This window comes from Olsenella kribbiana (assembly GCF_036408795.1).
In the GTDB taxonomy this organism is placed as follows: domain Bacteria; phylum Actinomycetota; class Coriobacteriia; order Coriobacteriales; family Atopobiaceae; genus Olsenella_L; species Olsenella_L kribbiana.
Map to the genome: position 1 here is coordinate 119,949 of NZ_JAZGJP010000002.1, position 25,849 is coordinate 145,797.

Annotated in this window: 25 protein-coding genes; 13 read left to right on the forward strand and 12 right to left on the reverse strand. The window is 60.2% G+C overall.

The genetic code is table 11. The features are described 5' to 3' along the window. Window positions 1-78 precede the first annotated feature (78 nt). The 4 genes from VXJ24_RS02100 to VXJ24_RS02115 are packed head-to-tail and all read left to right on the forward strand — an operon-like array spanning window position 79 to window position 5,041. A complete protein-coding gene (locus tag VXJ24_RS02100; RefSeq protein WP_330971260.1) occupies window positions 79-2,220 on the forward strand; it encodes a pectinesterase family protein in 2,142 nt (713 codons plus the stop codon). Beyond that, window positions 2,220-2,879, forward strand: a complete 660-nt coding sequence (locus tag VXJ24_RS02105) for an SGNH/GDSL hydrolase family protein (RefSeq protein WP_330971261.1) — start codon at window positions 2,220-2,222, stop codon at window positions 2,877-2,879. Before VXJ24_RS02100 ends, VXJ24_RS02105 begins: the two co-directional genes overlap by 1 nt. Before the next feature lie 42 nt (window positions 2,880-2,921). Next, window positions 2,922-4,157 carry a glycoside hydrolase family 88/105 protein gene (locus VXJ24_RS02110; RefSeq protein ID WP_330971262.1) on the forward strand — a complete coding sequence of 412 codons (1,236 nt, stop codon included), beginning with the start codon at window positions 2,922-2,924 and terminating at the stop codon, window positions 4,155-4,157. Beyond that, window positions 4,154-5,041: a sugar phosphate isomerase/epimerase family protein gene (locus VXJ24_RS02115; protein ID WP_330971263.1), complete on the forward strand. Its 888-nt coding sequence runs from the start codon at window positions 4,154-4,156 to the stop codon at window positions 5,039-5,041. Before VXJ24_RS02110 ends, VXJ24_RS02115 begins: the two co-directional genes overlap by 4 nt. Window positions 5,042-5,135: 94 nt before the next feature. On the opposite strand, the gene VXJ24_RS02120 is transcribed toward VXJ24_RS02115, so the two are convergent. The 4 genes from VXJ24_RS02120 to VXJ24_RS02135 all read right to left on the reverse strand — a co-directional run bounded on the left by VXJ24_RS02120 (window position 5,136) and on the right by VXJ24_RS02135 (window position 7,666). After that, complete coding sequence (locus VXJ24_RS02120; RefSeq protein ID WP_330971264.1) at window positions 5,136-5,507, reverse strand: hypothetical protein; 372 nt, start codon at window positions 5,505-5,507, stop codon at window positions 5,136-5,138. 67 nt (window positions 5,508-5,574) lie between these two features. Next, window positions 5,575-6,756 (reverse strand): RNA-guided endonuclease TnpB family protein, encoded by a 1,182-nt coding sequence (locus tag VXJ24_RS02125; protein ID WP_330971265.1) that lies wholly within the window; start codon window positions 6,754-6,756, stop codon window positions 5,575-5,577. Window positions 6,757-6,758: 2 nt separating this feature from the next. Further along, window positions 6,759-7,151, reverse strand: a complete 393-nt coding sequence (gene tnpA, locus VXJ24_RS02130; RefSeq protein ID WP_330971266.1) for an IS200/IS605 family transposase — start codon at window positions 7,149-7,151, stop codon at window positions 6,759-6,761. Between the two features lie 29 nt (window positions 7,152-7,180). Then, entirely contained in the window at window positions 7,181-7,666 is a 486-nt protein-coding gene (locus tag VXJ24_RS02135) for a class I SAM-dependent methyltransferase (protein ID WP_330971267.1), read from the reverse strand. Window positions 7,667-7,882: 216 nt separating this feature from the next. Between VXJ24_RS02135 and VXJ24_RS02140 the strand changes: the two genes are divergently transcribed. Together VXJ24_RS02140 and VXJ24_RS02145 are read left to right on the forward strand one after the other, a co-directional pair. Next, the gene (locus tag VXJ24_RS02140; RefSeq protein ID WP_330971268.1) at window positions 7,883-8,287 is read left to right on the forward strand and encodes an arsenate reductase/protein-tyrosine-phosphatase family protein; all 405 of its coding nucleotides are present in this window, start codon (window positions 7,883-7,885) and stop codon (window positions 8,285-8,287) included. Window positions 8,288-9,395: 1,108 nt separating this feature from the next. Continuing rightward, a complete protein-coding gene (locus tag VXJ24_RS02145; RefSeq protein ID WP_330971269.1) occupies window positions 9,396-10,784 on the forward strand; it encodes an MATE family efflux transporter in 1,389 nt (462 codons plus the stop codon). Between the two features lie 101 nt (window positions 10,785-10,885). Here VXJ24_RS02145 and VXJ24_RS02150 read toward each other — a convergent pair whose 3' ends face one another. Beyond that, on the reverse strand, window positions 10,886-11,683 hold the full coding sequence (locus VXJ24_RS02150) for a DUF1295 domain-containing protein (RefSeq protein ID WP_330971270.1): 798 nt from the start codon (window positions 11,681-11,683) through the stop codon (window positions 10,886-10,888). Window positions 11,684-11,782: 99 nt separating this feature from the next. Here VXJ24_RS02150 and VXJ24_RS02155 point away from each other — a divergent pair, with 99 nt between their 5' ends. Further along, window positions 11,783-12,295 carry a hypothetical protein gene (locus VXJ24_RS02155; RefSeq protein ID WP_330971271.1) on the forward strand — a complete coding sequence of 171 codons (513 nt, stop codon included), beginning with the start codon at window positions 11,783-11,785 and terminating at the stop codon, window positions 12,293-12,295. A gap of 130 nt (window positions 12,296-12,425) precedes the next feature. After that, window positions 12,426-13,559, forward strand: coding sequence for a GNAT family N-acetyltransferase (locus tag VXJ24_RS02160; RefSeq protein ID WP_330971272.1), 1,134 nt, complete (start codon window positions 12,426-12,428; stop codon window positions 13,557-13,559). On the opposite strand, the gene VXJ24_RS02165 is transcribed toward VXJ24_RS02160, so the two are convergent. Continuing rightward, window positions 13,535-13,858, reverse strand: coding sequence for an AzlD domain-containing protein (locus tag VXJ24_RS02165; RefSeq protein ID WP_330971273.1), 324 nt, complete (start codon window positions 13,856-13,858; stop codon window positions 13,535-13,537). The two genes, VXJ24_RS02160 and VXJ24_RS02165, sit on opposite strands and share 25 nt — an antisense overlap. Then, a complete protein-coding gene (locus VXJ24_RS02170; RefSeq protein ID WP_330971274.1) occupies window positions 13,855-14,562 on the reverse strand; it encodes an AzlC family ABC transporter permease in 708 nt (235 codons plus the stop codon). Before VXJ24_RS02170 ends, VXJ24_RS02165 begins: the two co-directional genes overlap by 4 nt. Window positions 14,563-14,730: 168 nt before the next feature. Between VXJ24_RS02170 and VXJ24_RS02175 the strand changes: the two genes are divergently transcribed. Beyond that, window positions 14,731-15,504 (forward strand): energy-coupling factor ABC transporter ATP-binding protein, encoded by a 774-nt coding sequence (locus tag VXJ24_RS02175; RefSeq protein ID WP_330971275.1) that lies wholly within the window; start codon window positions 14,731-14,733, stop codon window positions 15,502-15,504. On the opposite strand, the gene VXJ24_RS02180 is transcribed toward VXJ24_RS02175, so the two are convergent. Beyond that, window positions 15,501-16,013, reverse strand: coding sequence for an NUDIX hydrolase (locus VXJ24_RS02180; protein WP_330971276.1), 513 nt, complete (start codon window positions 16,011-16,013; stop codon window positions 15,501-15,503). The genes VXJ24_RS02175 and VXJ24_RS02180 overlap by 4 nt on opposite strands. Beyond that, entirely contained in the window at window positions 16,013-16,990 is a 978-nt protein-coding gene (locus VXJ24_RS02185; protein WP_330971277.1) for a glycoside hydrolase family 25 protein, read from the reverse strand. The genes VXJ24_RS02180 and VXJ24_RS02185 overlap by 1 nt, the downstream gene beginning before the upstream one ends. Window positions 16,991-17,920: 930 nt before the next feature. Between VXJ24_RS02185 and VXJ24_RS02190 the strand changes: the two genes are divergently transcribed. Next, window positions 17,921-19,030, forward strand: a complete 1,110-nt coding sequence (locus VXJ24_RS02190; RefSeq protein WP_330971278.1) for a putative NPN-dependent ornithine cyclodeaminase — start codon at window positions 17,921-17,923, stop codon at window positions 19,028-19,030. A gap of 66 nt (window positions 19,031-19,096) precedes the next feature. After that, window positions 19,097-19,873 (forward strand): radical SAM protein, encoded by a 777-nt coding sequence (locus VXJ24_RS02195; RefSeq protein ID WP_330971279.1) that lies wholly within the window; start codon window positions 19,097-19,099, stop codon window positions 19,871-19,873. Between the two features lie 77 nt (window positions 19,874-19,950). On the opposite strand, the gene VXJ24_RS02200 is transcribed toward VXJ24_RS02195, so the two are convergent. Further along, window positions 19,951-21,099 carry an NAD(P)-dependent malic enzyme gene (locus tag VXJ24_RS02200; RefSeq protein WP_330971280.1) on the reverse strand — a complete coding sequence of 383 codons (1,149 nt, stop codon included), beginning with the start codon at window positions 21,097-21,099 and terminating at the stop codon, window positions 19,951-19,953. 4 nt (window positions 21,100-21,103) lie between these two features. Continuing rightward, the gene (gene fumC / locus VXJ24_RS02205) at window positions 21,104-22,474 is read right to left on the reverse strand and encodes a class II fumarate hydratase (protein WP_330971281.1); all 1,371 of its coding nucleotides are present in this window, start codon (window positions 22,472-22,474) and stop codon (window positions 21,104-21,106) included. A gap of 534 nt (window positions 22,475-23,008) precedes the next feature. Between fumC and VXJ24_RS02210 the strand changes: the two genes are divergently transcribed. Together VXJ24_RS02210 and asnS are read left to right on the forward strand one after the other, a co-directional pair. Next, window positions 23,009-23,719: a gamma-glutamyl-gamma-aminobutyrate hydrolase family protein gene (locus VXJ24_RS02210; RefSeq protein WP_330971282.1), complete on the forward strand. Its 711-nt coding sequence runs from the start codon at window positions 23,009-23,011 to the stop codon at window positions 23,717-23,719. Window positions 23,720-23,900: 181 nt separating this feature from the next. Further along, window positions 23,901-25,310: an asparagine--tRNA ligase gene (gene asnS, locus VXJ24_RS02215; protein WP_330971283.1), complete on the forward strand. Its 1,410-nt coding sequence runs from the start codon at window positions 23,901-23,903 to the stop codon at window positions 25,308-25,310. Window positions 25,311-25,390: 80 nt separating this feature from the next. On the opposite strand, the gene pth2 is transcribed toward asnS, so the two are convergent. Beyond that, the gene (pth2, locus tag VXJ24_RS02220) at window positions 25,391-25,843 is read right to left on the reverse strand and encodes an aminoacyl-tRNA hydrolase (protein ID WP_330971284.1); all 453 of its coding nucleotides are present in this window, start codon (window positions 25,841-25,843) and stop codon (window positions 25,391-25,393) included. Window positions 25,844-25,849 lie beyond the last annotated feature (6 nt).

The following is a 25,849-nucleotide window of genomic DNA, read 5'->3' on the forward strand; positions in this document are numbered from 1 at the left end:
TTTGAGCTTGTGGGATCCACACCGCGCGCCATGAGCCCCAGAGCTCATGGCGCGCTTCTTTCAGAGGAGGGATATGCGATGGAGGCAAGAGTCGCAGAGGTTGCTGCCGACGGCACTGGTGCGTACTCCCGCATCCAGGATGCACTCGATGCACTGGGTGAGCTTGCACCTGATGAGACACAGGAGTGCATCATCCATATAGCCCCTGGCACCTACGAGGAGACGGTCGAGATCCGCCGTCCCCATGTGACGCTTCTGGGCGAGTGTGCAGACCAGGTCAAGATCAGGGGCACCCATGGCGCCTTCGAGGAGATGCCGGATGGCACCAAGAGGGGAACCTTTCGTACCTATGTCGTCTTCGTGGATGCTCCTGATTGCCGCCTCGAGAACCTGACGATCGAGAATGCGGCAGGGGATGGACGTGAGGTCGGCCAGGCGCTTGCGTTCTATGCAGACGGCGACCGCCTCGTCGTGGATTCCTGCCGCCTTCTGGGACATCAGGACACCGTCTTCCTGGGACCTCTTCCTCCGACCGAGGTGAAGCCCGGCGGCTTCCGTGGCCCCAAGGAGCACGCACCGAGGATGCCGACGAGGCAGTATTGGCGCCGCTGCTACATCGAGGGCGATGTCGACTTCATCTTCGGCGGTGCCACAGCCTTCTTCGAGAGCTGCGAGCTCCATTCGCTCAGCCGCGATATGGACGTGAATGGCTACGTGACGGCAGCCTCGACGCCTGAAGAGATGCCCTATGGCTTCGTCTTCCATGGGTGCTCGTTCACAGGGGAGTGCGCTGAGAAAACGGTCTATCTCGGCCGCCCCTGGCGCGAATATGCCAAGACGGCGCTTGTCGACTGCTGGCTCGGTCCCCATATCAGACGTGATGGCTTCTGGGACTGGAACAAGGAAAAGGCACGGGAGTGCGCAGAGTATAGGGGAGCGCTCCTTTCGGGACCTGGGGCCACAACCGATGAATGGGTGCCCTTTGCCTCGACCATCCAGGAAGATCAGCTCGTCAGGTATAGCCGCGAGAAGGTGCTGGCAGGAGAAGACGGGTGGGACCCTGAAGGCGGCGGCATAGCAGACACCGAGACCTCGAAGCTCTCGGAAAATGGCAGGACCGTCCATACGGATACGTACTGCGCAGACGACGAAGCATTCGCGAAGCGCTTCGACCGCGAGGCACGGCAGTGCAGGTTTGTAGGCCAGACGGCGGAGGACTTCCTCGCCTGGCAAAAGGTCGCCAGGCAGAAGCTCGCGGAGGCCCTCAAGCTCAATGCTATCGAGAAGGTGGAGCCTCGTGCCCGTCTTGTCGGGACCGCATCGGTGCCGGGCCATATCGAGCGCAGGAAGTATCTCCTCGAGGTCGAGCCTGATGTCTGGATGCCTGTCTATGTGCTGATGCCGGATGCGCCTTTGCGTGACGAGGAGGGACGCAGCTACACGTTCATCTGTCCGCATGGACACCAGGGGGCAGGAGCGGCGAGCGTCGCTGGCATCCTGGGCGTCCCTGCAGTCGATGAGGCGATTCGCCGCTTCAATTACGACTATGGCCTCCGCTTGGCCAGGCACGGCTATGTGGCCATCTGCCCTGAGGCAAGAGGCTGGGGAGAGCGCAGGAGCTGGAAGGGCCAGGGAGATACGGTTGACGCCTATGTGCGTGGCACCTGCTTGAACGAAGCACGGATGGCAGAGCCTTTAGGTCTCACGCTGCTGGGCCTTCTGGTATCCGATCTTCAGCGCCTCATCGACTGGATAGAGGCAGAGCCTGAGCTTTCGGCCAAGCATCTGGGATGCGTCGGCTTCTCCGGCGGCGGCATGCAGACGCTCTATCTTGCGGCTTTGGATGAGCGCGTGAAGTGTGCCTTCATCTCGGGCTACCTCTACGGCGTGAAGGATGCGCTCCTGCATCTCAATGGCAACTGCTCCTGCAACTATGTGCCGGACCTCTGGAAGCTCTTCGATATGGGAGATGTCGCCTCGCTCATTGCGGCGCGTCCGCTCCTTGTCCAGAGCGCAGACCATGACCACCTGATGGGGCCAAGGGGCCTTGCCAATGTCTTCGAGCAGACCGATATCGTGTGGCGTGCCTATGAGCTTCTGGGGAAGGAAGACCGCTTCAAGCACGAGGTGATACCAGGTGAGCACCATCTCGGCGTCCTCAGCTTTGCGGATGATATCGCATGGCTTCTCGCTGCCAGCACGGAAAGGAATGATGGCTGATGAGCCTTGAAGGAAAGACGATCGCCTGCTTCGGCGATTCCACGACCTGGGGAGACAACGGAACGGGGAAGGGCGGTCCTGCCATCTCCTGGACCTCGCATATGGCAGAGCTCACGGGCGCTGCCAAGGTCCTGAACTTCGGCGTCAAGGGCTCCCGCATCGCCGTCAAGGCCGACCGCGATGACTCGTTTGTCGAGCGCTTTGGTGAGTATGACATGGCATCAGATGTGATCTGTCTTTTCGGCGGCGTCAACGACTTCTGCCGCAATGTGCCGGTGGGTGCGCCGGAAGACAAAGATGTCCATACGTTCTATGGGGCGCTCACCTGGCTTGTGGAGCAGATTGCAGAGAAGTACCCTGAGTCCATCCTTGTCGGCATGACCCCGTGCAAGACGGCAGGCGTTCCCAGGAAGGGCCTTCCTGCCTACAACGCGGCAAACGATCTGGGGTTCGTGGAAGAGGACTACGCGGATGCCTTCCTCGATGTGATGCACCGCTTCGGCGTACCCACGATCGACCTCTTCCGTGAGAGCACGATCTCGCCGCTTCTGCCAGCTCATCGGGAGCGCTACATGCCGGATGGCCTGCACTACTCGCCTGCAGGATATGAGCGCCTTGCCAGAAGGATTGCAGCAGGACTTGCCGCTATCGTCGGATAGGATACTTGTGCCGGCCAGATGCCGGCAGTGAAGGAGGGGACAATGGCCTCAAATGCCATTCTCGACCGCTACATCCAGCAGCTCATGGAGACCTCGACGCCCGAGGCGCCGGCCTGGAACATCGAGAAGATCCGTGCCGGGAAGAAGAACACCTGGAACTACATCGATGGCTGCATGATCAAGGCCCTGATTGAGCTCTACGGCATCACGAAGGATGAGGGATACCTCGACTTCGCCGATGCCTTCATCGACCACTTCGTCGACGAGGAAGGCCACATCGAGGGCTACCGTCCCGAGGACTACAACCTCGACAACGTGAATGCCGGAAAGACGCTCTACAGGCTCTATGAGATCTTCGGCAAGCACAAGTACCGTCTTGCAATGGACACGATCTATGGGCAGCTCGAGCATCAGCCGCGCACCCGCGAGGGCAACTTCTGGCACAAGGCCATCTATCCGAACCAGGTCTGGCTCGACGGCATGTACATGGCGCAGCCGTTCTACATGCAGTACGAGCTTGCCTTCCATGACAGGCGGGCGTGCTCTGACTCCTTCCACCAGTTCGAGACCGTGCACAAGATCATGAGGAACCCGCTCAACGGCCTCTATTTCCATGCCTATGATGCCTCGAGGAAGCAGTTCTGGTGCGACCCGGTGACCGGCCTCTCCTCGAGCTTCTGGCTCCGTGCCGAGGGCTGGTTCGCAATGGCGGTCATCGATACCTGGGAGCTCATGCCGCCTTCGATGTCGGGGGAGAAGGATGCTCTGCGCCAGATGTTCCAGGAGCTCGTCGATGCGATGCTGCCGTATCAGGACAAGGAGACGGGCATGTGGCATCAGGTCATCAACCTGCCGAACATTGCCCCGAACTACCTCGAGGAGTCCGGCTCTGCCATCTTCGCGAACGCAATCATGAAGGGCGTGCGCTTGGGCGTCCTCGATTCTTCCTACTATCCGAAGGGCCGTGCTGCCTTTGACGGCATCTGCCGCACCTGCCTCTCCGAGGAGGATGGCAAGCTTGCCTTGAAGAACATCTGCCTCGTTGCAGGCCTCGGCAACAAGACGCACCGCGAGGGCACATTCGACTACTACATGAGGGAGCCCATCGTCGAAAACGATGCAAAGGGCGTGGCTCCCTTGATTCTGGCCTACATCGAGACCATGCAGCATGATGCACTGAAGGGAGCGGCAGACCCTGCTTCTCCCTGCGGCACCTGTTCGCTCGACGACCCCTTCGACGGCTATACGCCAGGCATCAACGGAAAGAAGGAGTCATGACGGGCAGGATTGTCCCTGGTGTGAGGCTCCACGATGTGGCGGGAGACACGCTCGAAGAGAAGGTCCAGAACGCAGCTGAGCTTGGCTTCAAGTGCGTCCACCTTGCCTCGAAGCTCCTCTGCAAGAGCTGGGATACCGATATCTTCGGGCTCACCGACGAGCGGGCCAAGCATCTCAAGGATCTCTTTGCAAAGGAAGGCCTGACGGTCACGGTCTTCGGCTGCTACAAGAACCTGCTCGAGCCCGATCTGGAGAAGCGCGAGGGGATCTTGAGGCAGTATGAAGCCTCAGGCCGCTTTGCCCGCGTGCTTGGCGCCTCTGTCGTCGGCACCGAATGCGGACGTCCCGATCCGAAGAACCAGATCACAGAGGCACGTACAACCGATGAGGCACTCCATGAGCTGGCACGTGAGGTCAAGCGTGCCGCAGCACTCGTCGAGGACGAAGGGTCGCGCCTTGCTATAGAGCCTGGCTGGAACGAGGCAGCCTCGACGCCTGAGCGTGCGCGCAAGGTGCTGGACGAGGCAGGAGATCCGGCTGTCTCTATCATCCTGGACCCCGTCTCGCTCCTGCATCCCACAATGCTCGAGGATGCTGCTGTCCAATCCGAGCGCGAGCTTGCGCTTCTGGGGGAGCGCATCTCTGTTCTCCATGCAAAGGACTTCCGCGTCATCGGGAACGAGGAGAAGGCAGGCTGGTGCGACGGGTCCGGAAGCAGGCTTGAATGCTATGGCGCTGGCGTTACGGGCAGCTTCGACTATGCTCCCTTCGTGCGCTGGGCCAAAGGCACCGGGCGAAGCATTCCCTGCATTGTCGAGAACGGAACGCCCGAGACGTTTGAGACATCTCTTGCCTATCTCGCGAGGCTGCAGGAGACGGCCTAAAGAGCCCGTTTCAGAGGTGCCAAAGAGCAGAAGGAGCTCTCTGCCAGAGTGTGTGGCAGAGAGCTCCTATTCGTACGCAGCGGCTTTCCGAAGACTATGCTGCGCCAGCTCCTGCAAGCGGCTTTGTGCTGAAGTTCGCGACGTAACCGAGCTCGTCCTTGTGGGAGTTGAAGAAGCGGAACATGTTCGAGAACATCTCATGGTTCTCCTGCTTCATCGCATTGAACATGATCTTCAAGGCGCCTTCCACGCCTTCGTCGCGGATCATGCCTTCCGGATCCATCACCGTCATGGCTCCCACCTTCTGCTCTGTCGCGAAGCCGTGCGACTCGATCCTGCTCTTCCGGCCATCGCTGGTGAGGGGCTCCACATTCACGTTGATGGCACGGCTGAGTCCTGCCCTGAGCTCCTTCTGCTCTGCTGTATCGTCGCAGCGGAAGCAGACATCCTGGTTGACACTCCCCACGGCTGAAGCTGGGGGATTCTCGCTTCGACGCAGATAGCCTTCCTCCGCCTTGCGGCGGAAGCTGGTCTTACGCCTGCTCCACGAGCGTTCGGGACGCTTTCGCGTCCCCGGTTCCCGCAAGCCCTGCGGTACCGTCTGCTTCATTTAGAAGCCGCGCTCCTTCCCGCGCGATGTTCAAGGCCGCATTGAGATCGCGGTCGTGGCGGCACCCGCATGCGGGGCAGGTCCATGCCTCCACGCCCAGCACGACCGCCTGATTGACCTGTCCGCAGGCAGAGCAGGTCTTGCTCGACGGGTAGAACCTGCTGACCTTCACGAACCTTCGCCCGTACCAGGAGCACTTGTACTCCAGCTGGCGGGCCATCTCGGACATGGAGGCATCCGCGACGGACTTGGCCAGGCGGCGGTTCTTCTCCATCCCCCTGACGTTCAGGTCCTCGACGGCGATGGCTTGGCTCTCGCGCACCGCCTCGGTCGTGGCCTTGTGCAGGGCGTCTTTTCTCTGGCTGGCTATCTTTTCGTGTACGCGGGCGACCCTTGCGCGCTGCTTGGCGCGTCTTCTGGAGCCCTTCTTCTTCCTCGAGAGCCTCCTCTGCGCCTGCGCCAGCTTCCTCTCCGATCTGGCAAGGCTCCTGGGATTTGCGATCGCATTCCCGTCCGAGCGGGCCATGAGGCAGCGGATGCCCACGTCCACGCCCAGGACCTCGATGCGCCCTTCGGGAATATCGGGCTTCGGACAGTCCGTGCACGTGAGCACGCAGAAGTACTTGCCGCTCGGCACGCGCTTCACGGTCGCGTTGAGGACGCGCCCCTCGACGGGGCGGCTCACTCGTGCCCTCACCAGGCCGAGCTTCGGAAGCCTCACGTGCCGGGCATCCGGCACCGAGATTCCCCAGTTGGTGCGGTAGGACTGCCTCGTGTCCCGCTTCGACTTGAAGCGCGGATATCCGGGCTTCCCGCCCGCCCTGCAGCAGCGGAAGAACCCATCGAAGGCCCTCCCCAGGTTCACGGCCGCCTGCTGGAGCGCGTGGGAGTCCACCTCGGCAAGCCAGGGTGCATCCGTCCTTTTCCAGGCCGTGACGAGCTTCTGGAGCTGGTGGACCGACGGCGATCTCCCGGTCCTCTCGTATTCGGCCTTCCTGGTCTCGAGGCACCTGTTGTAGACCCACCTGGCGCAGCCGAAGGTGCGCTCGACAAGCTCGCGCTGGGCGGCGTTGGGGTAGATGCGGATCTCGTAGGCCCTTTCCATGGCTACACGCTCTTCTGGTTCTCGATGCATTGCCTGACGACTGCCAAGGGCGCCCCTCCCACGGCGGAGACGGAATGGCTGCTGGTCCATAGCGCAGGGATGCGGGCCCCGAGCCAGGGGAACCCAGCCCTCAGGTCGTGGCTGGTCCTGCCCTTGATGCGCTTGACGGCCCTGTGGATCCCCAGCTGGGGGCCTGCCTCCAAGAGCATGTGGACGTGGCCGGGCATGGCCTCCATCTCGATGATGTCGAAGCCCATCTCGTCCGCCACCTCCAGCGATATCTCCTTGAGGCGCTCGTCCTCGCCGTCCACCAGCACCGGCCTGCGGTACTTCGGGAAGAAGACCACGTGGCACTTGCAGCTGTAGACGACGCTGTCGCTGCTCTTGCATTCCATGCGGGCATTATACCACTTGCAGATAGCTATCACCTGACGGCGATGCGCGGCTTGACCCCATGCCTGAAGGAAGGGGCTTGCGCCGCGCTTTTGGTCAGAAGGACGCCGCCGGGCTTGAGTACCCGCGCATACTCGGTAAGAGCCCTGTCCTTGCTGTCGCCTGTGAGCATCGTGAGCATGGCCTCATTGATAACAATGTCGAAGGAGGCATCCTCGAAGGGGAGCTCGAAGGCGCTGGCCTGAACGACCTGGAGGCTGTCTGCAAGGCCATTCTTCTCGATATTCTCCCTGGCCTTTGCGAGCGCCTTCTCGTCGAGATCGAGTCCGGTGACGCTGCACCCATACTTCTTTGCAAGCATGATCATGGTCGTGCCCATGTTGCAGGCCACTTCCAGAATCTTCGTATCGGGACCGATGCCAGCCTTCTCGACAAGCCAGTTCGTGGCGTCGATGCCGCCGGGACGGAGCTTCGTCTTGCCGAGACGTGCGAGAAATGTATGTCCAGCTTCATGCATGAGAGGCCTCCTGCCGATGAGTTAACTGTTGCTAATAAGCTGGCAGATGGCAGGAGGACTGATTGCTCATCAAGTAATATACGGCCAATTTGGCGCAGGCGTCCGTTCGGGAGAGCTGTCCCATGGCATGCAGATGCTCGGTATCATGGAGATCTGCGTTGCTAGGGCTTCACGAGTCGCCGAGACGGAAATCTGGAGAGGAAGCTGGTTCGTGCCATGGGAAAGCCGAAGGTAGCATTCATCTGCGTGCACAACGCATGCCGAAGCCAGATTGCAGAGGCACTGGGCAGGCTCCTTGCCTCTGATGTCTTCGAGAGCTGCTCGGCAGGAACAGAGACGAAATCCCATATCGACTCTGATGCGGCACGCATCATGAAGGAGCTTTATGGCATCGATATGGAAAAGACCCAGCATCCCAAGGCCATAGCGGAGATACCTGCGCCGGATATCGCGATATCCATGGGATGCAATGTAGGGTGCCCCTTCATTGGCAGGCCATTCGACGAGAATTGGGGGCTCGAAGACCCGACCGGGAAGTCGGACGAGACCTATGTCTCTGTCATCAAGGAGATAGAGACCAGAATACAGGCACTCAGATTGGAGCTGGCCAGAGATGATTGATGTGCCCTGCATGGGACCCCGCTCCGTGGCCGTTGTTCCCGGCCTTGCTGGCTGCATGCGATAAGCAGAGATGCCGGGTGCCTTGCGTGGGGATTGCTGCAGAAGGAAGGATCTGCGAGATAGGGAGATGCCTGCACGATGCAAAGCGAAGCGGAACAGCCAGCAAGAGAGGCCTCGCTCTATGATGCAGCATCTCGTGGCTGAGGATGACGGAGCTGTGTATCTTGATGCTGCATGCGAAACAGGGGATTTCTGGCTGTTTGAGGCGGCGCTGGGCGATGCGGCCCGTGCCCGCAGCAGAATGAGGCGGGTGTGTGATACGCAATACGCTGACGTATTGCCTGCGGATTCATGGCACGAGGCCTGAGCCTGAGGTGGGATTCTATGCAGCAGGCCCTGTGGCCTCTCTGTGATGCTCAACTGGCGGGCTTGACCTATCTGCAGGATTATTCCTCGGCATCGCATGGATGAAGCTGGCCAAGCTGGTTTTGAGATGGAGCGTTGCCAGAATCATCGGGCATATGCAGTAGAATAGGGGACGGACGGCACCCGTGGCAGCGGGCCCAAAGCCGCTCCTTGCACTTTTTTAGAGTTTGGAGAGTGGCCGTTTCCGCTTAAGCGGGGGCGGCTATTTTCCTCTTCGTCCGATATGGTAGCCCAACCAGATTCCGAGGTCTGTAGCTGCGATAAGGATTCCTGCGAGACGTATGACGGTTTCGATGTTCACCATGGCTTTTCCTTTCTTTCGATTGGAGCAGCCCCTGTCTGTCCCGCATGCTGCTGCATGATTGTCTAGGTACGAACAAGAACAAATGTTCTTGTCAATGAAATGATATTGCCTATGCAAATCTGACGGCAGGGGAAAGCCGTTTCATCTGCTTGAAGAGTACATATGTTCGACAAACGGCAGCCGTCGCTGCCGTCTGGCATCGGTTCGGGAAGTTCATCTGCAGCTCGCTCTCTTTATGGAGAGCAGTCCTCTGCCATATGTTCTCCTGCACGAGGACGATAATGGACTCATTCCATTTCCATAGCGCCACCCGGCCCTGGCTGTGCTCTGCACAGGATGGGGAAGGGGCGGGGCATGCATGTTGAGCGAAAGGATCCTATGGTAGCTTCTCGGGGAACGGCAAAGCCGATCGATATCCTTCATGGCAATCTCTGGACATCGGTCCTGCGTTTTGCCCTTCCGGTTGCAGCCACAGGCATCCTGGAGCAGCTCTCGAACCTGATTGACACGATGATGGTAGGAAGGCTCTCGGGCGATATGGGCACCCTCGGCATGGCTGCCGTCGGCTCGAACACGCCGATCTCTGGCCTCCTGATTGGCCTCTTTGTCGGCATTGCCCTTGGCTCCAACGTGACGATTGCCACTGCTATCGGCAGGCGCGACCAGGATGCGGTCACGAAGGCCGTGCATACCTCCATGCTCATGACCCTTGTGGGCGTTGCTATGACCATCGTTGGAGAGGTTGCCGCAGAGCCTCTGCTCAGGCTCCTGCTTGTGCCTGAAGAGACACTTGGCGAGGCAGTGCTGTTCCTGCGTGTCTATTTCCTCGCGCTTCCTGCCATCCTGCTCTACAATCTCGAAGCGGCCATCTTCCGCTCGGTGGGCATCACCCGTCTGCCGCTCCAGGCCCTTGCTATCGCAGCCCTTCTCAATGTGGCCTTCGGCTACCTCTTCATCGGCGTCTTCGGCTGGTTTGTTGTGGGATCTGCGCTTGCAACCGATCTCTGCTATCTTGCGAGTGCACTCATCCTGCTTGTGCGGCTCTTGAAAATCGACTCGCCCATCAGGGTGGAGCCTTCGAAGCTCCACTGGGACGGCCGCTCGGCTGCCCAGATCGTGCGCATCGGCCTTCCTGCAGGCATCCAGAGTGCCGTCTTCTCGCTTGCGAACATCGTGATCCAGTCTGCCATCAACAGTCTCGGCACCACCGTCATGGCAGCATCGAGCGCCGGCATCTCGATTGAGTCGGTCGTCTACAACCTCCTGAACTCCTTCAGCCAGGCCTGCACGACGTTCGTCGGCCAGAACAATGGCGCCCGCCAGCTTGCGCGCTGCCGCTCCGTCTTCAAGGTCTCGCTCGCCGAAGGCTTCATCGCAGACATCGCGGTCATCGTCCTTGTCCTCATCTTCGGCCATCAGATGATCGCCCTCTTCAACGGCGACCCGGAGGTCATAGAGCTCGGCTATACACGCATCTCGATCATCATCTCGTCCTACGTATTCTCGATGCTCTACGAGGTCACAAGTGGCTACCTCCGCGGCTTCGGCATCTCCGTCGTTCCTGCCATCATCACTTCTGTCGTTATCTGCGGCATCCGCTTCTTCTGGATTGCCTTCGTCTTCCCGGCAGATCCGACCTTCCGCACAATCATGCTTGTCTACCCGATCAGCCTGGCGGCGAATGCCGTCTGCATTGCAGCGCTCGCGCTTTTCCTCCATCCGTCACGCACGGACAAGAAGGCAGATGCTCCGAAGGCTCAGGCATAGCTGCCAGCTGTCCGAACAGGAAGCACGAGAGCACAGGTCCCGGCTGCAGGAAGATGCAGCCGGGACCTGTCTCATTCTTGGTGCATATCGGGGATGCGCAGCTAGCCCTTGAGCCACGTGACATTGGCCACGCTGTAGAGCGGGATGAAGGGGATAAGAATCGGCGTCTTCTTCACATAGGCCTGATACTCGGGGTCTTTGCCATAGTTCCTGTTCTGCCTGAGCTCGAGCCTGCGGGCGCCGCCGAACATCACGTAGACGATACCGAGATAGCCTGCAAGGGCAAAGATCCACTGGAATGGCCCTTCGAGTGCCGTGAGACCGGAGATGAGGACACCTGTCCAGGTCAGGACCTCGCCGAGATAGTTCGGGCAGCGCACGAAGGAGTAGAGCCCCTTGTCGCAGAAGCGCCTGGGGTTGACCTTCTTCTGGGCGCTCTTCTGGAGGTCGGCAGCAGACTCGAGGACGATGCCTGAGAGCATCAAGACAGCACCGATATAGGTCGAGACGTCGGCAGCTGCCCCATTCGCGATGCGGAAGAAGATAGGGGAGGCCTCGGCAGCATAGAGGAGCGCACAGACTGCCCAGATGAGGATACGGATGGGAAGCGAGAGCCCAGAGCCGTCATTCACCTGCGTCTTCATCACATGGTTATAGGCCTTGCTCCTGCGCTCTCGGATGAGGAGATAGAGGCCAAGCCTCATCCCATAGAACACCATGAGCCCTGCCATCAGGAAGAGGACAGGCGAGGTGGCAGGAGTGGCCGCTGCAAAGACGGTCAGCGCCACACCGATCGCTGCCATGGAGAAGCCGTAGCCAAGCGAGATGAACCAGACGAACTTGTGGAAGCCAATCGAGCTCACGACGAGGCCGATCAAGAAGAGTGTCCAGATGCTCATGGAGCCTCCTGATTTGAATCGGTTGCATGCCTTAACGAGCTATCAAGTATATGCTTGTTCCGTACCCGCAGATGCGTGTTTCAGGAAGGCGGAAGGGTTATGGAGCAGAAACAGGGAAAGGTGTTGCCGGACGCAGAGATGCCCGAGGGCTTCACGGTGACGCTTGCGCTTGAGGATGCCGTGCCGGTCGTGCTCTTCTGCCTGGCTACCATCTCCATGGGCCGTGCCATACAGAGCCCGCTCTTCGTCCTCGGCGCCTCTATTGCCTTCGCAGCAGGAGCCTTGAAGGTCGCCTGGAAGCTCGTGATGGCCTTGGGCCACAGGAATATCCTTCTTCTGTCCCGCCAGATGCGCTCTGTAATGCCTCTTAGCTTCCTGCTTATGGCAATCGGCCTCATCGTGCAGCGCGATGCAGCAGGTGCGCTGATACTGCGCATGCTCGAGCTCCCAAGCCTTCCCTTCACGCTTGTCTGGGCAGCCCTCATCTGCCTCATGGTCCATTTTGCCCGCACATCAGACCAGCTCGACAGCGCAAGCAACTGGAAGGAGCAGGGGACGAACAGCGCAGCACAGCTTGCCTTCCTTGTCTCCGTGCTGCTTGCGAGCATGTGAGACGTGGGAAGAAGGGAGCGCCCAGGCGCTGCATCGCTCTCTGTCATGATTTCCCTGCATTTCGGGTAGGCTGAGATTGTGACACTTCCGGCAGCTCTGCTGCCCTGATGCTTGAGGAGCCATGAGAGATATGATGTGGCCTGAACCGATCGTGACCGAACGCCTGACGCTTCGCCCCTGGAGGAAGGACGATGCCGATGCGCTCTTTGCTGCTGCCTCCGACCCTGCCATCGGCATCCCCTGCGGCTGGCCACCCCACAGAACGCCCGCGGATTCTGCGGCAGCGCTCGAGTCTGTCCTTATGAAGCCGGAGTGCTATGCGATATGCCTGCGTGCCTCCAGGACGCCGGATGCGCCCGTCGGTGCCATCAGCCTCAGGAAGGAGGACAAGGATGTCCCGATTGCGGCAGATGAGGCAGAGCTCGGCTACTGGATTGCAAAGCCCTACTGGAATGCCGGCTACATGACGGAGGCCGTCCAGGCTCTTGAGCGCCATGCCTTCCTGGACCTGGGCCTCTCTGCACTCTGGGCAGCCAGCTATACGGAGAACCCGGCAAGCGCTGCTGTGCAGAAGAAGGCGCATCTCACGTTCCATCACCACCAGGACTGCTCACTCGACCTTATGGGCAAGACACATGGCCTCGAGGTGAGCCGCATCACGCGCACGGAGTGGGAACGTGCTATCACCGCAGATCCGACGGGCAAGGACTACCGCGGCAAGCAGCAGGCAGAAGCATCGCGGGTCATAGCGAAGATGCCGCTCATCTCTCAGGTGCGCTCGGGAGGCCAGACCGGAGCCGACCGAGGAGGCCTTGATGCCGCACGCGAGGCTGGCGTCCCCATCTGCGGGTGGTGCCCGCCGGGTGGCTTGGCAGAGGACTTCCCCGAGGCACCAGGTCTCATGAAGCTCTACCCCGAGCTCCAGGAAGGCCATGCTCCCGGCTATGTGGAGCGTACGGCCTGGAATGTGCGCGACGCCCATGCGACCTTGATCGTCTCGCCGGGAGGGCTTGAGCCCCTGAGCGGGACGGAGATGACAAAGATCTTTGCAGAACGCTTCGGGCGTCCTGTGCTCGTGCTTGAAGGCGACAACATCGAGGACGAAGCAGCGGCCGCGCTTGGCTGGCTCCGTGGCCTCGATATGCTGGGCTTGACGCTCAATGTCGCAGGACCCCGCGAGTCGAAGATGCCAGGCACCTACCAGAAGACGAAGGACATCGTCGCAGCCCTTCTTGCAGCTCAGAGAAGCGACAGCGCGATATAGGCGGCGATGCCGCCGACGCAGCACCAGAGCATGGACTTCGTCTTGGCAGCGATAAGGCAGACGACAGCAGATGCCAGCAGCGGCATGAGGCCAGGCCAGACACCTGAGGCAAACATCGTGGGCGAGAGCAGGTCGTTTGCCACAAGGGCTGCAAAGACCGCGGTCGGAATATAGCTCAGCGCCTCCTCGACGCGGGGAGGAAGGCTCCTGCCCTGGAGGAGTGCCACGGGAAGCACGCGGCAGCAGAAGATGAAGGCAGAGCAGACAAGCCAGATGACCAGAAAGTCGGTCGTGCTCATGCCTGGTCCCTCCTTACAGCTGCTGCGATGAGGCCTGCGGCAACGCCGACGAGTGCCGCTATGGGCACGGCGGCGCCTGCTGCCCCTGCGGACTTTGCAAGGAAGACAGAAAGCGCTGCTGCCAGAGCCACGATGACGGAGGTCCTGTCCTTCAGCTGTCCCGACAGCAGATAGATGAAGAGGCCTGTCATTGCAAACGATGCGACCGCCGTAGGTATATTGGCGGCGCTTCCTATGACAGCACCGGCAGCGACAGATACTGACCAGGTCAGAAGCAGGATGATATCGAGTGTGAAGGCATGGCGGAAAGACCAGGTGTTGCCCTCTGCGAGCTTGCCCAGGGTGATGCCGTAAGCTTCCTCGGTATAGGTCGAGGCAATGGCCAGAGACTCGCGCTTCGAGAAGCGGGCCAAGGCAGGGGCGAGCGATGCCGAATAGAGGGCAAAGCGCGAGGAGACGGCACAGACGGAGATGGCAAGCGAGGCGATGGGCGTTCCCTGGAGCCAGAGGTTCGATATCATGAACTGCCCCGATCCCGAGAGATAGGTAGCGGAGAGCAGGAAGCACTCGAGTCCGTTCATGCCCGCCTGGTCGGCGAGCACGCCGCAGGCAAGGCCGACAGCGACATAGGAGAGCATGACAGGCCAGGCGACGGCGAGGATCTCTGGAAATACGGATGAGCGATTCTTTGAAGCAAAGACCATGGCATGGCTTTCAGAAGGGCGAATGTGCATAAAGTGCATGAAGCGTAGCATACGTGCGGGCGGGCAGGCTTCCAGGAAATGCCGATATCCAGATATCCAAGGGAGATATTGGCCGCTCTGACCGATCTGTGTCTGAGGTAAGATGGCTCAGAACCAGAAAGGATCTCAATGACCCATACCTCGAAGCATCCGCAAGTGCTCCACCATCCCCATGATCTGCATCCTGGCCATCCCCTCATGGTCTTCGATGACTTCTGCTTTGCCTATGAGAACAGACCGGTGCTCTCGCATATCGACCTCACGATCGATGCGGGGGATTCGGTCGTGCTGATGGGGGACAACGGCTCCGGCAAATCGACTCTTCTCAAAGCCATGTGCGGCCTCATCTTCCCGGCAGAAGGCACCTATCGCTTCGACGGCGAGGTCGTGGATAGCAAGAGCATGAAAGATCCGCTCTTCTCGAAGCGGCTCCACCAGAGGGTCGGCTTCATCTTTCAGGACTCGGACTCCCAGCTCTTCTGTGCAAGTGTCGAGGAGGAGATAGCCTTCGGACCCCGGCAGATGGGGCTTTCCAGCTCCGAGGTGGAGCAGCGCGTGAACGATGTGATGCATCTCCTCAAGATCGAGGACCTCAAGGAGCGCGCTCCCTGGACGCTTTCGGGAGGAGAGCAGAAGAAGGTCGCTATCGCCTCCGTGCTCTCGATGAACCCGGATGCCTACTGCTTCGATGAGCCGATGAGCGGACTTGACCAGAAGTCGCGCGAATGGCTGCTCGGGTTCCTCAAGAGTCTCAAGTCAGCAGGCAAGACCCTCATCGTCGCGACGCATGACCAGTCGCTTGCAGATGAGGTGGCAGACTATTTCGTCTATTTCGGGGACTATCACGGCTACGAGGACAGGCCCCATATCCATATCAACAGGTACCCTGAGAAGGAGGACTAGGCTTCCTTCTCTGCAGCAAGTGCCTGGCTCAGGCGCCTGTAGTGCAGGAAGATCCCCTCATCGGCGAGTGCCCTGATCTCGTCTCTTGTGGCAAGGCGGACCGCTGTGGCTTCGCGCTCCTGGAGCTTCACATCTGCGAGCGTGAAGTCGAGGTGCAGATGGTAGATGTCGACGATATAGGAGTCTCCGCGCTCGGCATCGTCGTTTTTATAGCGCCAGATGGGCGTGGCGTCCTGGGGCACATCGAGCCCGACCTCTTCCTTCACTTCGCGGGTCACGGCTTCAAGCGAGGTCTCGCCTGAGCGCACGCCGCCGCCCGTGACTTCCCACCAGCCGGCAGCCCACTTCTTGTCAAGCGCGCGCTGGGTGATGAGGATGCGGCCCGAAGGGTCTTCTATGAGGGCAAGGACATAGAGCATGTAGCGGCCCGGAGCCAGGAAGGTGCCACGAGAAGCCGTCTCGCCGGTCTTCGTGCCGTCTGCGTTATAGATGTCTATCGTCTCTGCCATCAGAGGTCCAACTCTCCTTCTGCCGCCTGGAGTGCCGGCGTGAGGTCGATGTTCAGATCCACGCTGCCCTGGATGCCATTGACGGTGCCGGTGTTCGTGTACTGCCACATCGTGAAGGCGACGCTTGTCGTCGGCGTGGCGGAGTACTGCGCCATCCAGAATCCGTACTGGGACAGTCTGTCGAGGTTGTACATGTTCGTGAGGTCGGAGGAGCTGCAGTAGATGGCAGCCTTGTAGCCGGCATCCTCGATCGTGCTGCAGAAGGCAGCAGCGATGCTCGTGCGCTCCTGGGTCGTCAGGCCAAAGGCACGGTCTCCCACGACCGGCTCGAAGTCGAAGATGACGGGGTAGGAGAGCTGGGCGCCATTCAGCTGCTCGAGCACGAACTTCGCCTCGGTCACGGCCTCGTCTTCTGTCGTTGCCTGGGAGTAGAAGTAGGCACCGACGCCGAGTCCTGCCTCCTTGGCACCGGCAAGGTTCCTCGAGAACGAGTCGTCGACGACGATTGCATCGTTCGCTGTGCCGTGGGCACCGATGCGGATGATTGCATAGTCGATGCCATCTGCCCTGACCTTCACCCAATCGATTGTGCCGTTGTGCTCGGAGACATCGATGCCTTCGCGCGAGAGCGTGACATCGGAGCCGTCAGATGCTGTCCCGACGTAGATGAAGTTGCCGTTGGCATCGGTCGTGAGATTCGACCAGTCATACGGATTGCTGTAGAGGAAGCGCGACTTGTCGACCGCCAGGCTCACGGTGCCAGAAATCGGATAGGAGCCATCGCCTGCTGCCGTCTGGATGTCGGAGGTGTCATCTGCATCCGTGTTTGTGACATCACTCACAGCATTCTCGACGATCTCTGCTGCCTTGAAGCTCGGGTCGGTGAAGACCACGACGATTGCGACGCCGATAACGATGAGGGCGATGAAGAGGGCAAACGGGAAGATGTGACGGCGCCTCTGTGCTGGGCGCCTCATATGCCTGTCATCGGGACGGGTGCCGCGCGGACGCGGTGCCGGACGTGCCTGCTGGAAGCCGGATGCGCTCCTCGACGTTGCGGCATAGCGGCTGCTGGAGCTCCGCGGAGCAGTGCTCCTGGCAGAAGAGGTGCTGCGTGCAGACGTCGCGCTGGTGCTTCCGTAAGGGCGGGGCGTGTAGGAGCCTCTAGCTGACGAGGTCCGGGCGCTTGCCTGGTATCTCTGGGACGCAGCAGAGGGCCTCTGGGCAGAGGGACGCGATGTGCGGGCATGCGGTTCTGCGGCATACGAAGGCCGCCCCGAAGCGGTGTACGGTTTCGGGGCATATGCGCGAGAGCTTGTGTCTGTTCGGTTATAGCTGCGGTTCGTGCTGCGTTGTGCTGTGTTTCTCGAGCTCTGGCGCGGTGTCGGTGTGGTGTGTCGTCTTCCTTGCACCTATGCTCCGTCGTGCCTGCCAAAATCCTGAGAATGAACTCGGAATATTCTAGAAGCTTGTCTGGGCCTTGCATAGAGCTATGGACGTTCTCGACAAAAAGGACAGCCATTAATTCTCATGGCTGAAACGCAGATGGCAGGCATGGAACTGCCTGGAGAATTTGGCAGCTGTTATCCAATATTTCTGTCTGAGGGAAATGGGGCATAGGGCAGATCGGAGAGACCTTGCCTTCTGGGGTGCAGGGGGCGCAGCTTGCCTGTCCGTCATCTGGCAGGCAGCCTCCATTCAGCTTCATGCTGCCTGGATGTCGGAAAATGGGGAGAATATTGCGGGCATGCGGCTTTGGTTACAGCTTGCGCATGGAAATGTTACAAGCCTGAGAGATGCTTGACCGTGCATTCGTTTGGCGGTTTCCTGTCAATGGCGCATCCCTTGCATATCCAATAATGGCAGGGAGCCCAAGCTACCATCCCAACTCTTCAAAGGAGCCAGCCATGTCCTTCGTCCTGCCTGCCTACCATGAGCCCGATTTCACAGATCCGAAGCTCCGCCAGGCACCCGATGCCACAACTGCCCGTGTCATGAAGGACGGCGTCGCTCCTGAAGGCTTCCACAGCACCTCGATGTATCCCGAGTACTTCAAGCTCGGCGGCAAATGGGTGCTTGCCCAGGAGAGCAGGATGGACTCTTCGGTCGTCGTCTGCCCGGATGGCTCGCTCGACGTCGTCGAAAACAGGAACCTCAAGGCAGGGCAGAAGATCGTGATTGGACGCACCGAGGATGGCTCTGAAGGCATCCTCGTGCATACGAAGGGCTTCTCGTCCGGAGAAGACGATGAGGACGCAGGCGAGTTCGTGTTCCGCCAGGGCAGGAGCCGCGAGACCTCCTATGCAAGGGACTACGACAAGCTGGTCGACCTTCTGCGCTATGAGCATGACCACGGCTTCGTGCTCTGGGTCATGGGTCCGGCCTTTGCCTTCGACTACGATGCCCGCCGTGCCATGCAGGCCATGATCGACGCGGGGTATGTGAACGGCGTGCTTGCAGGAAACGCGCTTGCGACCCATGACCTCGAGGCAGCGACCCTCCATACGGCGCTTGGCCAGGACATCTATACGCAGAAGTGCCAGCCCTCAGGACACCACAACCACCTCGATGTGATCAACCGCGTCAGGAGGTCCGGCTCCATTCCGCAGTTCATCGAGGACCAGCATGTCGATAACGGCATCATGTATGGCCTTGTGAAGAACAATGTCCCGTTCGTGCTCACAAGCTCGATCCGCGATGACGGACCGCTCCCTGAGGTCATTGCAGATGCCTATGAGGGCCAGACGCAGATGAGGAACCTCATCCGCCAATCCACGACGGTCATCTGTCTCGCGACGATGCTCCATACGATTGCGACGGGAAACATCACCCCGAGCTTCCGTGTGCTGCCGGATGGCACGGTGCGTCCCGTCTATCTCTACGCCGTCGATGCGGCCGAGTTCGTCCTGAACAAGCTGCAGGACAGAGGCTCCCTTTCTGCCACGACGATCGTCGCGAACGTCCAGGACTTCATCACGATCGTGTCGCGTGGCCTCGGGGTCTTCCCGAAGGACTAGCCTTAGCTCCTGAACGGACTAGACTGGAGCTGTCGCAGATCTATCCGCTTGAGGGGAGCGGCATATATGAGCACATTCCTGAACCGCACGCATGTCTATGGGCCGGTGCATAGCCGCAGGCTTGGCCTTTCGCTCGGCGTGAACATGAATCCGCTCGACGGCAAGCACTGCACGTTCGACTGCATCTACTGCGAGCTTGGCACGAACGAGCTGAGGCATACGGCAACGCCCTTCCCGAAGGCAGAAGAGATTGCGCGCGCCTTGGAGGAGCGCCTCGCCGAGCTTGCCTGTGACGGCACCGTGCCCGACGCAATCACGCTTGCCGGAAACGGCGAGCCGACGGAGAACCCCGAGTTCCCGGAGATGGTGGAGCGTGCGCGTGCGCTTCGCGACCGCTTCTGCCCGAAGGCAAAGATTGCCGTCCTCTCGAATGCGACGTTTGCTGCGGTGCCGAAGGTGCATGAGGCGCTCGAGCAGGTGGACATGAATATCTTGAAGCTCGACTCGGTCGACCCCGAGTTCATCCGCCTCGTCGACAGGCCGCACATCCCTTACGACGCGGAGGCTGTAATCGATGCAATCGCTTCCTTCAAAGGCCATGCCATCGTCCAGACGATCTTCCTCACAGGCGATGTGGACGGCGTGCACATCGACGACACGGTGCCCGAACTCGTAGATCCGTGGCTCGACGCGCTTGCCCGTATCAAGCCGGAGGAGGCCATGATCTACACGATCGCCCGCGAGACGGCGCTTCCAGGCCTTCAGAAGGCGGCGCCCGAGGTGCTTGATGCTATCGCTGCCAAGGTCGAGAAGCTTGGCATCCCCTGCGAAGTCGCGTACTAGAAGGCAGGACAGACAGAAAAGAGGGGAGCCCGGACCTGCGCGTCCGGGCTCCCCTCAGCATGTCTGGAGCTTCTTGCCTATGCGCGGTCGGCGACAGCCTTTGCGACGACATCTGCGACGCTCTTGTCGAGCGCAGACGGGATGATGTAGTCGGGAGCGAGCTTGTCCTCCGGCACAAGTCCTGCGATAGCCTCGGCAGCGGCGACCTCCATGTCCTCCGTGATCTGGGAGGCGCGGGCCTTGAGGGCGCCCTTGAAGATGCCCGGGAAGACGAGGACGTTGTTGATCTGGTTCGGGAAGTCGGAGCGGCCGGTTGCGACGACCTTGGCGCCAGCTGCGAGCGCCTCGTCTGGCATGATCTCAGGCGTCGGGTTCGCGCAGGCGAAGACGATGCCATTGTTCATGGAAGCGACCATGTCCTTCGTGAGAAGGCCCGGCTTCGAGACGCCGACGAAGATGTCGGCACCCTTGATGACATCAGCGAGCGTGCCCTCTTCATGATTCTTGTTCGAGATCTTGGCAATCTCTTCCTTGACGGGGTTCAGGTTGTCCCTGCCTTCATAGATGGCGCCATGGCGATCGGTCAGGATAACGTCGCCGAAGCCCATGTGGATGAGGAGCGTGGCGATAGCGATGCCTGCTGCGCCTGCACCGGACATGACGATCTTGAGGCTGCCCTTCTGCTTGCCCGTGACCTTGAGGGCGTTGATGAGGCCGGCGGCCGTGACGATGGCGGTGCCGTGCTGGTCATCATGGAAGACGGGGATGTCGCACATCTCCTTCAAGCGCTTCTCGATCTCGAAGCAGCGCGGTGCGGCAATGTCTTCGAGGTTGATGCCGCCGAAGGACTTGGAGATCAGATAGACGGTCTCGACGAACTTGTCCACATCGTGGGTATCGACGCACAGAGGAATGGCATCGACATCGCCGAACTCCTTGAAGAGGAGGCACTTGCCCTCCATGACGGGCATGCCGGCGGCAGGTCCGATGTCACCCAAGCCCAGCACTGCCGTGCCGTCGGTGATGACGGCGACGAGGTTGCCGCGGCGCGTGAGCTCCCACGACTTCTGGTAGTCTGCCTGGATCTGGCGGCAGGGCTCAGCGACACCCGGCGTATAGAGCAGCGCCAGATCCTCGTTGGTCTCAGCCTTGGCGCGGGCAACGACCTCGATCTTGCCATGGAGCTTCTCGTGGAGCTCCAGGCTCTTCCTGCTGGTTTCGTCCATGGTGCTAAACCATCTCCTCAGGTCTCATGACCTTGTCGAATTCCTCCGCCGTGAGATAGCCAAGCGCAAGGCAGGCATCCTTCAGCGAAGTCCCTTCTGCATACGCCTTGTGGGCCACTTTCGCAGCCCGCTCATATCCAATATAAGGGTTCAGGCACGTCACGAGCATCAGGGAATTATGCAAATTGCTCTGCATCTTGTCCCTGTTTGCAGCTATGCCTGAGACGCAGTGGATATCGAACGAATGGATTGCATCGGCCAGGAGCCTCACCGACTGGAGGTAGTTGTAGGCGATGACGGGCATGAAGACATTGAGCTCGAAATTGCCCTGGGAGGCCGCAAAGCCGATAGCGGCATCGTTGCCCATGACCTGGACGGCGACCATCGTGACTGCCTCGCACTGGGTCGGGTTCACCTTGCCAGGCATGATGGAGCTGCCGGGCTCGTTCGCAGGGATCGTGATCTCGCCCAAGCCAAGCCTGGGGCCCGAGGCAAGCCAGCGCACGTCGTTTGCGATCTTCATGAGGTTCGCAGCCAGAGCCTTCACGGCGCCGTGGCTGAAGACGATGGCATCCTTGCCGGTCAGGGCATGGAACTTGTTCGGATCGGTCACGAAGGGCTGGCCGGTCAGCGCTGCCACCTTCGAGGCAACGAGCTTGTCGAAGCCTTCTGGGGCATTGAGTCCGGTACCCACGGCGGTGCCGCCGAGCGCGAGCTTAAGAAGTCCTGGAAGCGAGGCCTCGATGTCCTCGATGCCTGCCTCGACCAGGCCGCGCCAGCCCGAGATCTCCTGGCTGAAGGCGATGGGCACGGCATCCTGGAGATGCGTACGTCCGCTCTTCACGATGCCTTCGTTCTCCTTCTCGAGGCGCTTCAAGGTCTCGACGAGGTTTCTGGCCTCTGGCAGGAGCTCCTCTTCGAGTGCCAGGACCGCAGCGATATGGAGTGCTGTCGGGAAGGTGTCGTTCGAGGACTGCGAGCGGTTCACGGAATCGTTCGGGTGGAGCACCTTCATGCCGGCAATCTGGTTGCCACGGTTTGCAAGCACCTCGTTCATGTTCATGTTGCTCTGGGTGCCAGAGCCTGTCTGCCAGACCTTGAGCGGGAACATGTCGTCGTGCTGGCCGGCCAGGACTTCATCTGCTGCCTGGCCGATGAGCGTGGCCTGCTCTTCTGTGAGGCAGCCGAGCTCGGCATTTGCCTGGGCTGCCGCCTTCTTGAGGAGGGCGAAGGCACGGATGATGCCCTTGGGCATCGTCTCCGTCCCGATCCTGAAGTTCTCGTAGGAGCGCTCGGTCTGCGCTCCCCAGAGGGCCCAGGCGGGAACCTCGACCTCTCCCATGGAATCGTGCTCGATGCGCGTGGCGCCGTCCATAGCTGCCTCCTTATGTAGGAAAACTCCTGCTACCTTAGCACGTAAGCGGTCTTCTGATGGGTGCATCCGGACAAGCAGATGGTGCCTGTTCTGTCTGCACTCTGCTTCAGGTCTCAAGAATGCATCGCTGCGCTGCAGCAGAATGGAGCTATGGGAACTTCGGCATCCGGAAGGCGGCTGCCATGGAACATGGAAAGGACGAAAGTGAAGGCCAGAGAATGAAGGTGCAGCTGCCTCCCGCACCGCGAGATATCGACTGCAGCAGGATGGGCGCAGAGGAGTTCCATGTACATATATGCCGTGGCTATGAGGACTATCTTGCAGGAAGGGTCCGGCCTGCGAAGAGGCCTTCGCAGAGTTCCGCGAACGCCTGAAGCGGAGGGGTGTCGAGCCGGCTTGCCAGCAGGAGCAGTGCCATCAAAAATGAGATGATTTCCGTGCCGATTATGAGCATGTTTCGCGTGCTCTGACGCTTCTGTGGAGATAAGTCCTGTTTGCTAGGATAGGTCCGTCCAATGCAAGGAGGCATGCACATTGAAACCGATCGTCTGCATCACACCGTCGCTCTTCCAGGGTCCCGACAAGGGCCATCAGCTCATCAACATGAAGTACGCGAAGATGGTGCGGCGCGCCGGTGCGCTTCCTGTCATGTGCGACTATCCAACGGATCCTGCTGAGGTGTCAGAGCTCCTTGACGGGTGCCAGGGACTGCTCCTTACCGGCGGCTACGATATCGATCCTGCCCGCTACGGCGAAGAGCGCCTCGAGTGCACGAATGAGCCGCATAAGGACCGCGATGACTCCGAGTTCGAGCTTGTGCGCCAGGCTGTCGAACGCGACATGCCGATCTTCGCTATCTGCCGTGGCATCCAGGTGCTCAATGTCGCCTTCGGCGGCATGCTCTGGCAGGATGTGAAAGTCCAGGGTGCGACCGATTTCAACCATGCCCAGTTCGAGACGCCGGAGAAGCTTGTCCACAGCGTGAAGCTCGTGGAGGGGACGCCAATCCAGGCTGCGATGGGGAAGACGGAGATTGAGGTCAACTCCTGCCACCATCAGGCCATCAAGGAGCTTGCCCCTGCCTTCGAGGTTGCTGGCACCTCGCCTGATGGCATCATCGAGGCAGCTTGGATGCCGGAAAAGCGTTTCGTCTGGGGCGTGCAGTGGCATCCCGAGTCGCTCTTCTGCACCTATCCGGAAGAGATGGCGCTCTCTGACGCCTTCGTGGCAGCCTGCGAAAAGTAGACAGGCTCCCTTCTCAGAACAGCATAGATTCCCTCAGGCAGCCTGTCTTTTGTGCGGCAGGCTCTGTGCAGCTGACGTCTCAGCGTGCAGGATGGTTCAATTTGCGATAGGCTTTGCAGGGTATGAATGCACTTCTATGTGTCTTCGGGATAACGTCCCGGAGCCCTGAGGAGGATTTCCGTTGAACCGTACGAAGATCGCCCAGCTCTACAAGGAGCCGGACACATTCGGTGGCAGCTCTGTCACCTGCGCAGGCTGGGTCCGTTCCATCCGCGACATGAAGAACTTCGGCTTCGTCGTCCTGAACGACGGCAGCTGCTTCAAGGACCTGCAGGTCGTCCTCAACAAGGACGCACTCGGCGAGGATGTCTATCAGAACATCGTGTCCCAGAATGTGGGAGCAGCGCTTATCGTCACCGGCACGCTCGCGCTCACGCCAGACCGTCCACAGCCCTTCGAGCTCCAGGCTGCCGAGATCACGGTCGAAGGCACGTCTGCTCCTGACTACCCGATGCAGAAGAAGCGTGCGACGCGCGAGTTCCTGCGCACGCAGCAGCACCTCCGTTCCCGCACGAACCTCTTCCGTGCCGTCTTCCGCGTCCGCTCTGTCGCAGCCTATGCCATCCACACGTTCTTCCAGGAGCGCGGCTTCGTCTATGTGAACACGCCGATCATCACGGCATCCGATGCAGAGGGTGCCGGCGAGATGTTCCGTGTCACGACGCTCGACCTCGCGAATGTTCCGAAGAACCCTGATGGCACGGTCGATTGGTCGAAGGACTTCTTCGGCAAGCCGACGAACCTCACGGTCTCCGGCCAGCTCCAGGCAGAGAACTTCGCAATGAGCTTCGGCGATGTCTACACGTTCGGACCGACGTTCCGTGCCGAGAACTCGAATACGAGAAGGCATGCTGCCGAGTTCTGGATGGTCGAGCCGGAGATGGCATTCTGCGACCTCGAGGGCGACATGGAGTGCGCCGAGGCCATGCTCAAGTTCGTGATCCGTACGGTCATGGACCAGTGCCCGGATGAGCTCGACATGTTCAACCGCTTCGTCGACAAGGGTCTCAAAGACCGTCTCGAGCATGTTGCCAGCTCCGACTTTGCCCGCGTGAGCTACACCGACGCAATCAAGATCCTCGAGGATGCCGTGAAGGAAGGCCACAAGTTCGAGTACCCCGTAAGCTGGGGCATCGACCTCCAGACCGAGCACGAGCGCTACCTCACGGAGCAGCACTTCAAGCGCCCGACCTTCGTCACGGACTACCCGAAGGAGATCAAGGCCTTCTACATGCGCGCAAACGACGATGGCAAGACCGTCGCTGCGGTCGACTGCCTCGTGCCGGGCATCGGCGAGATCATCGGTGGCTCCCAGCGCGAGGAGCGCTACGACCTGCTCCGTGCGCGCATCGAGGAGCTCGGCATGGACGAGAGCCAGTACCGCTACTACCTCGACCTCAGGAAGTATGGCGGGTGCCGCCACGCCGGCTTCGGCCTCGGCTTCGAGCGTCTCGTGATGTATCTCACGGGTGTCGACAACATCCGCGACGTGCTTCCGCACCCGCGTACTGTGGGCAACGCAGACTTCTGATCCAGAACCTTCGATAGCTGCAGAAGGGGACGCAGTTCACTTGGAGCTGCGTCCCCTTCGTCTGTCTGGATGAATTGCTTCTAGTAGAGCGGAAGCTTCCCTGTGAGCGGATCGATCTCTTCGGCTGAGAGCGGCTCGAAGGCAAGGCAGGTATAGGTCGGCTCGCCGTGGAACTCCGTGAAGCCGGCATCCCTGATGAGGGCGACGATGAAGCCAAGTTCGCGTCCCTTGGCGGCAAGGTCCAGGAGCTCTTCTTCTGAGTCCACATAGACGCAGACCTTTGCGACACCGGCGTCGAACCAGTCGGAAAGCGGTGTATGGTCGCTCTCCGGATGGTCGAGCGCCACCCAGGAGGGGGCGCCGTCCTCATCTCTTAGCACGCGCACCTCATCGAGCCTGCCTTCGCGTGCCAGCGCCATGAGCGTGGCCTCGACGCAGGCATGCCCTGCCTGTGCAGCGATCTTTCCCTTGCGCATCTTGAGGTCGCGGCGCATCACGATCATCTGCTTTGCCTTGTAGGACGTGCTTCCCATGGATGG

Bases quoted from the DNA above. Each gene is read 5' to 3' on its own strand.
- VXJ24_RS02165 (WP_330971273.1), bottom strand. From the start codon at position 13,858: ATGAGCACGACCGACTTTCTGGTCATCTGGCTTGTCTGCTCTGCCTTC.
- pth2 (WP_330971284.1), bottom strand. From the start codon at position 25,843: ATGGGAAGCACGTCCTACAAGGCAAAGCAGATGATCGTGATGCGCCGC.
- VXJ24_RS02100 (WP_330971260.1), top strand. From the start codon at position 79: ATGGAGGCAAGAGTCGCAGAGGTTGCTGCCGACGGCACTGGTGCGTAC.
- VXJ24_RS02180 (WP_330971276.1), bottom strand. From the start codon at position 16,013: ATGGCAGAGACGATAGACATCTATAACGCAGACGGCACGAAGACCGGC.
- VXJ24_RS02175 (WP_330971275.1), top strand. From the start codon at position 14,731: ATGACCCATACCTCGAAGCATCCGCAAGTGCTCCACCATCCCCATGAT.
- VXJ24_RS02140 (WP_330971268.1), top strand. From the start codon at position 7,883: ATGGGAAAGCCGAAGGTAGCATTCATCTGCGTGCACAACGCATGCCGA.
- VXJ24_RS02110 (WP_330971262.1), top strand. From the start codon at position 2,922: ATGGCCTCAAATGCCATTCTCGACCGCTACATCCAGCAGCTCATGGAG.
- fumC (WP_330971281.1), bottom strand. From the start codon at position 22,474: ATGGACGGCGCCACGCGCATCGAGCACGATTCCATGGGAGAGGTCGAG.
- VXJ24_RS02185 (WP_330971277.1), bottom strand. From the start codon at position 16,990: ATGAGGCGCCCAGCACAGAGGCGCCGTCACATCTTCCCGTTTGCCCTC.
- tnpA (WP_330971266.1), bottom strand. From the start codon at position 7,151: ATGGAATGCAAGAGCAGCGACAGCGTCGTCTACAGCTGCAAGTGCCAC.
- VXJ24_RS02135 (WP_330971267.1), bottom strand. From the start codon at position 7,666: ATGCATGAAGCTGGACATACATTTCTCGCACGTCTCGGCAAGACGAAG.
- VXJ24_RS02150 (WP_330971270.1), bottom strand. From the start codon at position 11,683: ATGAGCATCTGGACACTCTTCTTGATCGGCCTCGTCGTGAGCTCGATT.
- VXJ24_RS02190 (WP_330971278.1), top strand. From the start codon at position 17,921: ATGTCCTTCGTCCTGCCTGCCTACCATGAGCCCGATTTCACAGATCCG.
- VXJ24_RS02155 (WP_330971271.1), top strand. From the start codon at position 11,783: ATGGAGCAGAAACAGGGAAAGGTGTTGCCGGACGCAGAGATGCCCGAG.
- VXJ24_RS02170 (WP_330971274.1), bottom strand. From the start codon at position 14,562: ATGGTCTTTGCTTCAAAGAATCGCTCATCCGTATTTCCAGAGATCCTC.
- VXJ24_RS02145 (WP_330971269.1), top strand. From the start codon at position 9,396: ATGGTAGCTTCTCGGGGAACGGCAAAGCCGATCGATATCCTTCATGGC.
- VXJ24_RS02105 (WP_330971261.1), top strand. From the start codon at position 2,220: ATGAGCCTTGAAGGAAAGACGATCGCCTGCTTCGGCGATTCCACGACC.
- VXJ24_RS02200 (WP_330971280.1), bottom strand. From the start codon at position 21,099: ATGGACGAAACCAGCAGGAAGAGCCTGGAGCTCCACGAGAAGCTCCAT.
- VXJ24_RS02160 (WP_330971272.1), top strand. From the start codon at position 12,426: ATGATGTGGCCTGAACCGATCGTGACCGAACGCCTGACGCTTCGCCCC.
- VXJ24_RS02195 (WP_330971279.1), top strand. From the start codon at position 19,097: ATGAGCACATTCCTGAACCGCACGCATGTCTATGGGCCGGTGCATAGC.
- VXJ24_RS02125 (WP_330971265.1), bottom strand. From the start codon at position 6,756: ATGGAAAGGGCCTACGAGATCCGCATCTACCCCAACGCCGCCCAGCGC.
- VXJ24_RS02115 (WP_330971263.1), top strand. From the start codon at position 4,154: ATGACGGGCAGGATTGTCCCTGGTGTGAGGCTCCACGATGTGGCGGGA.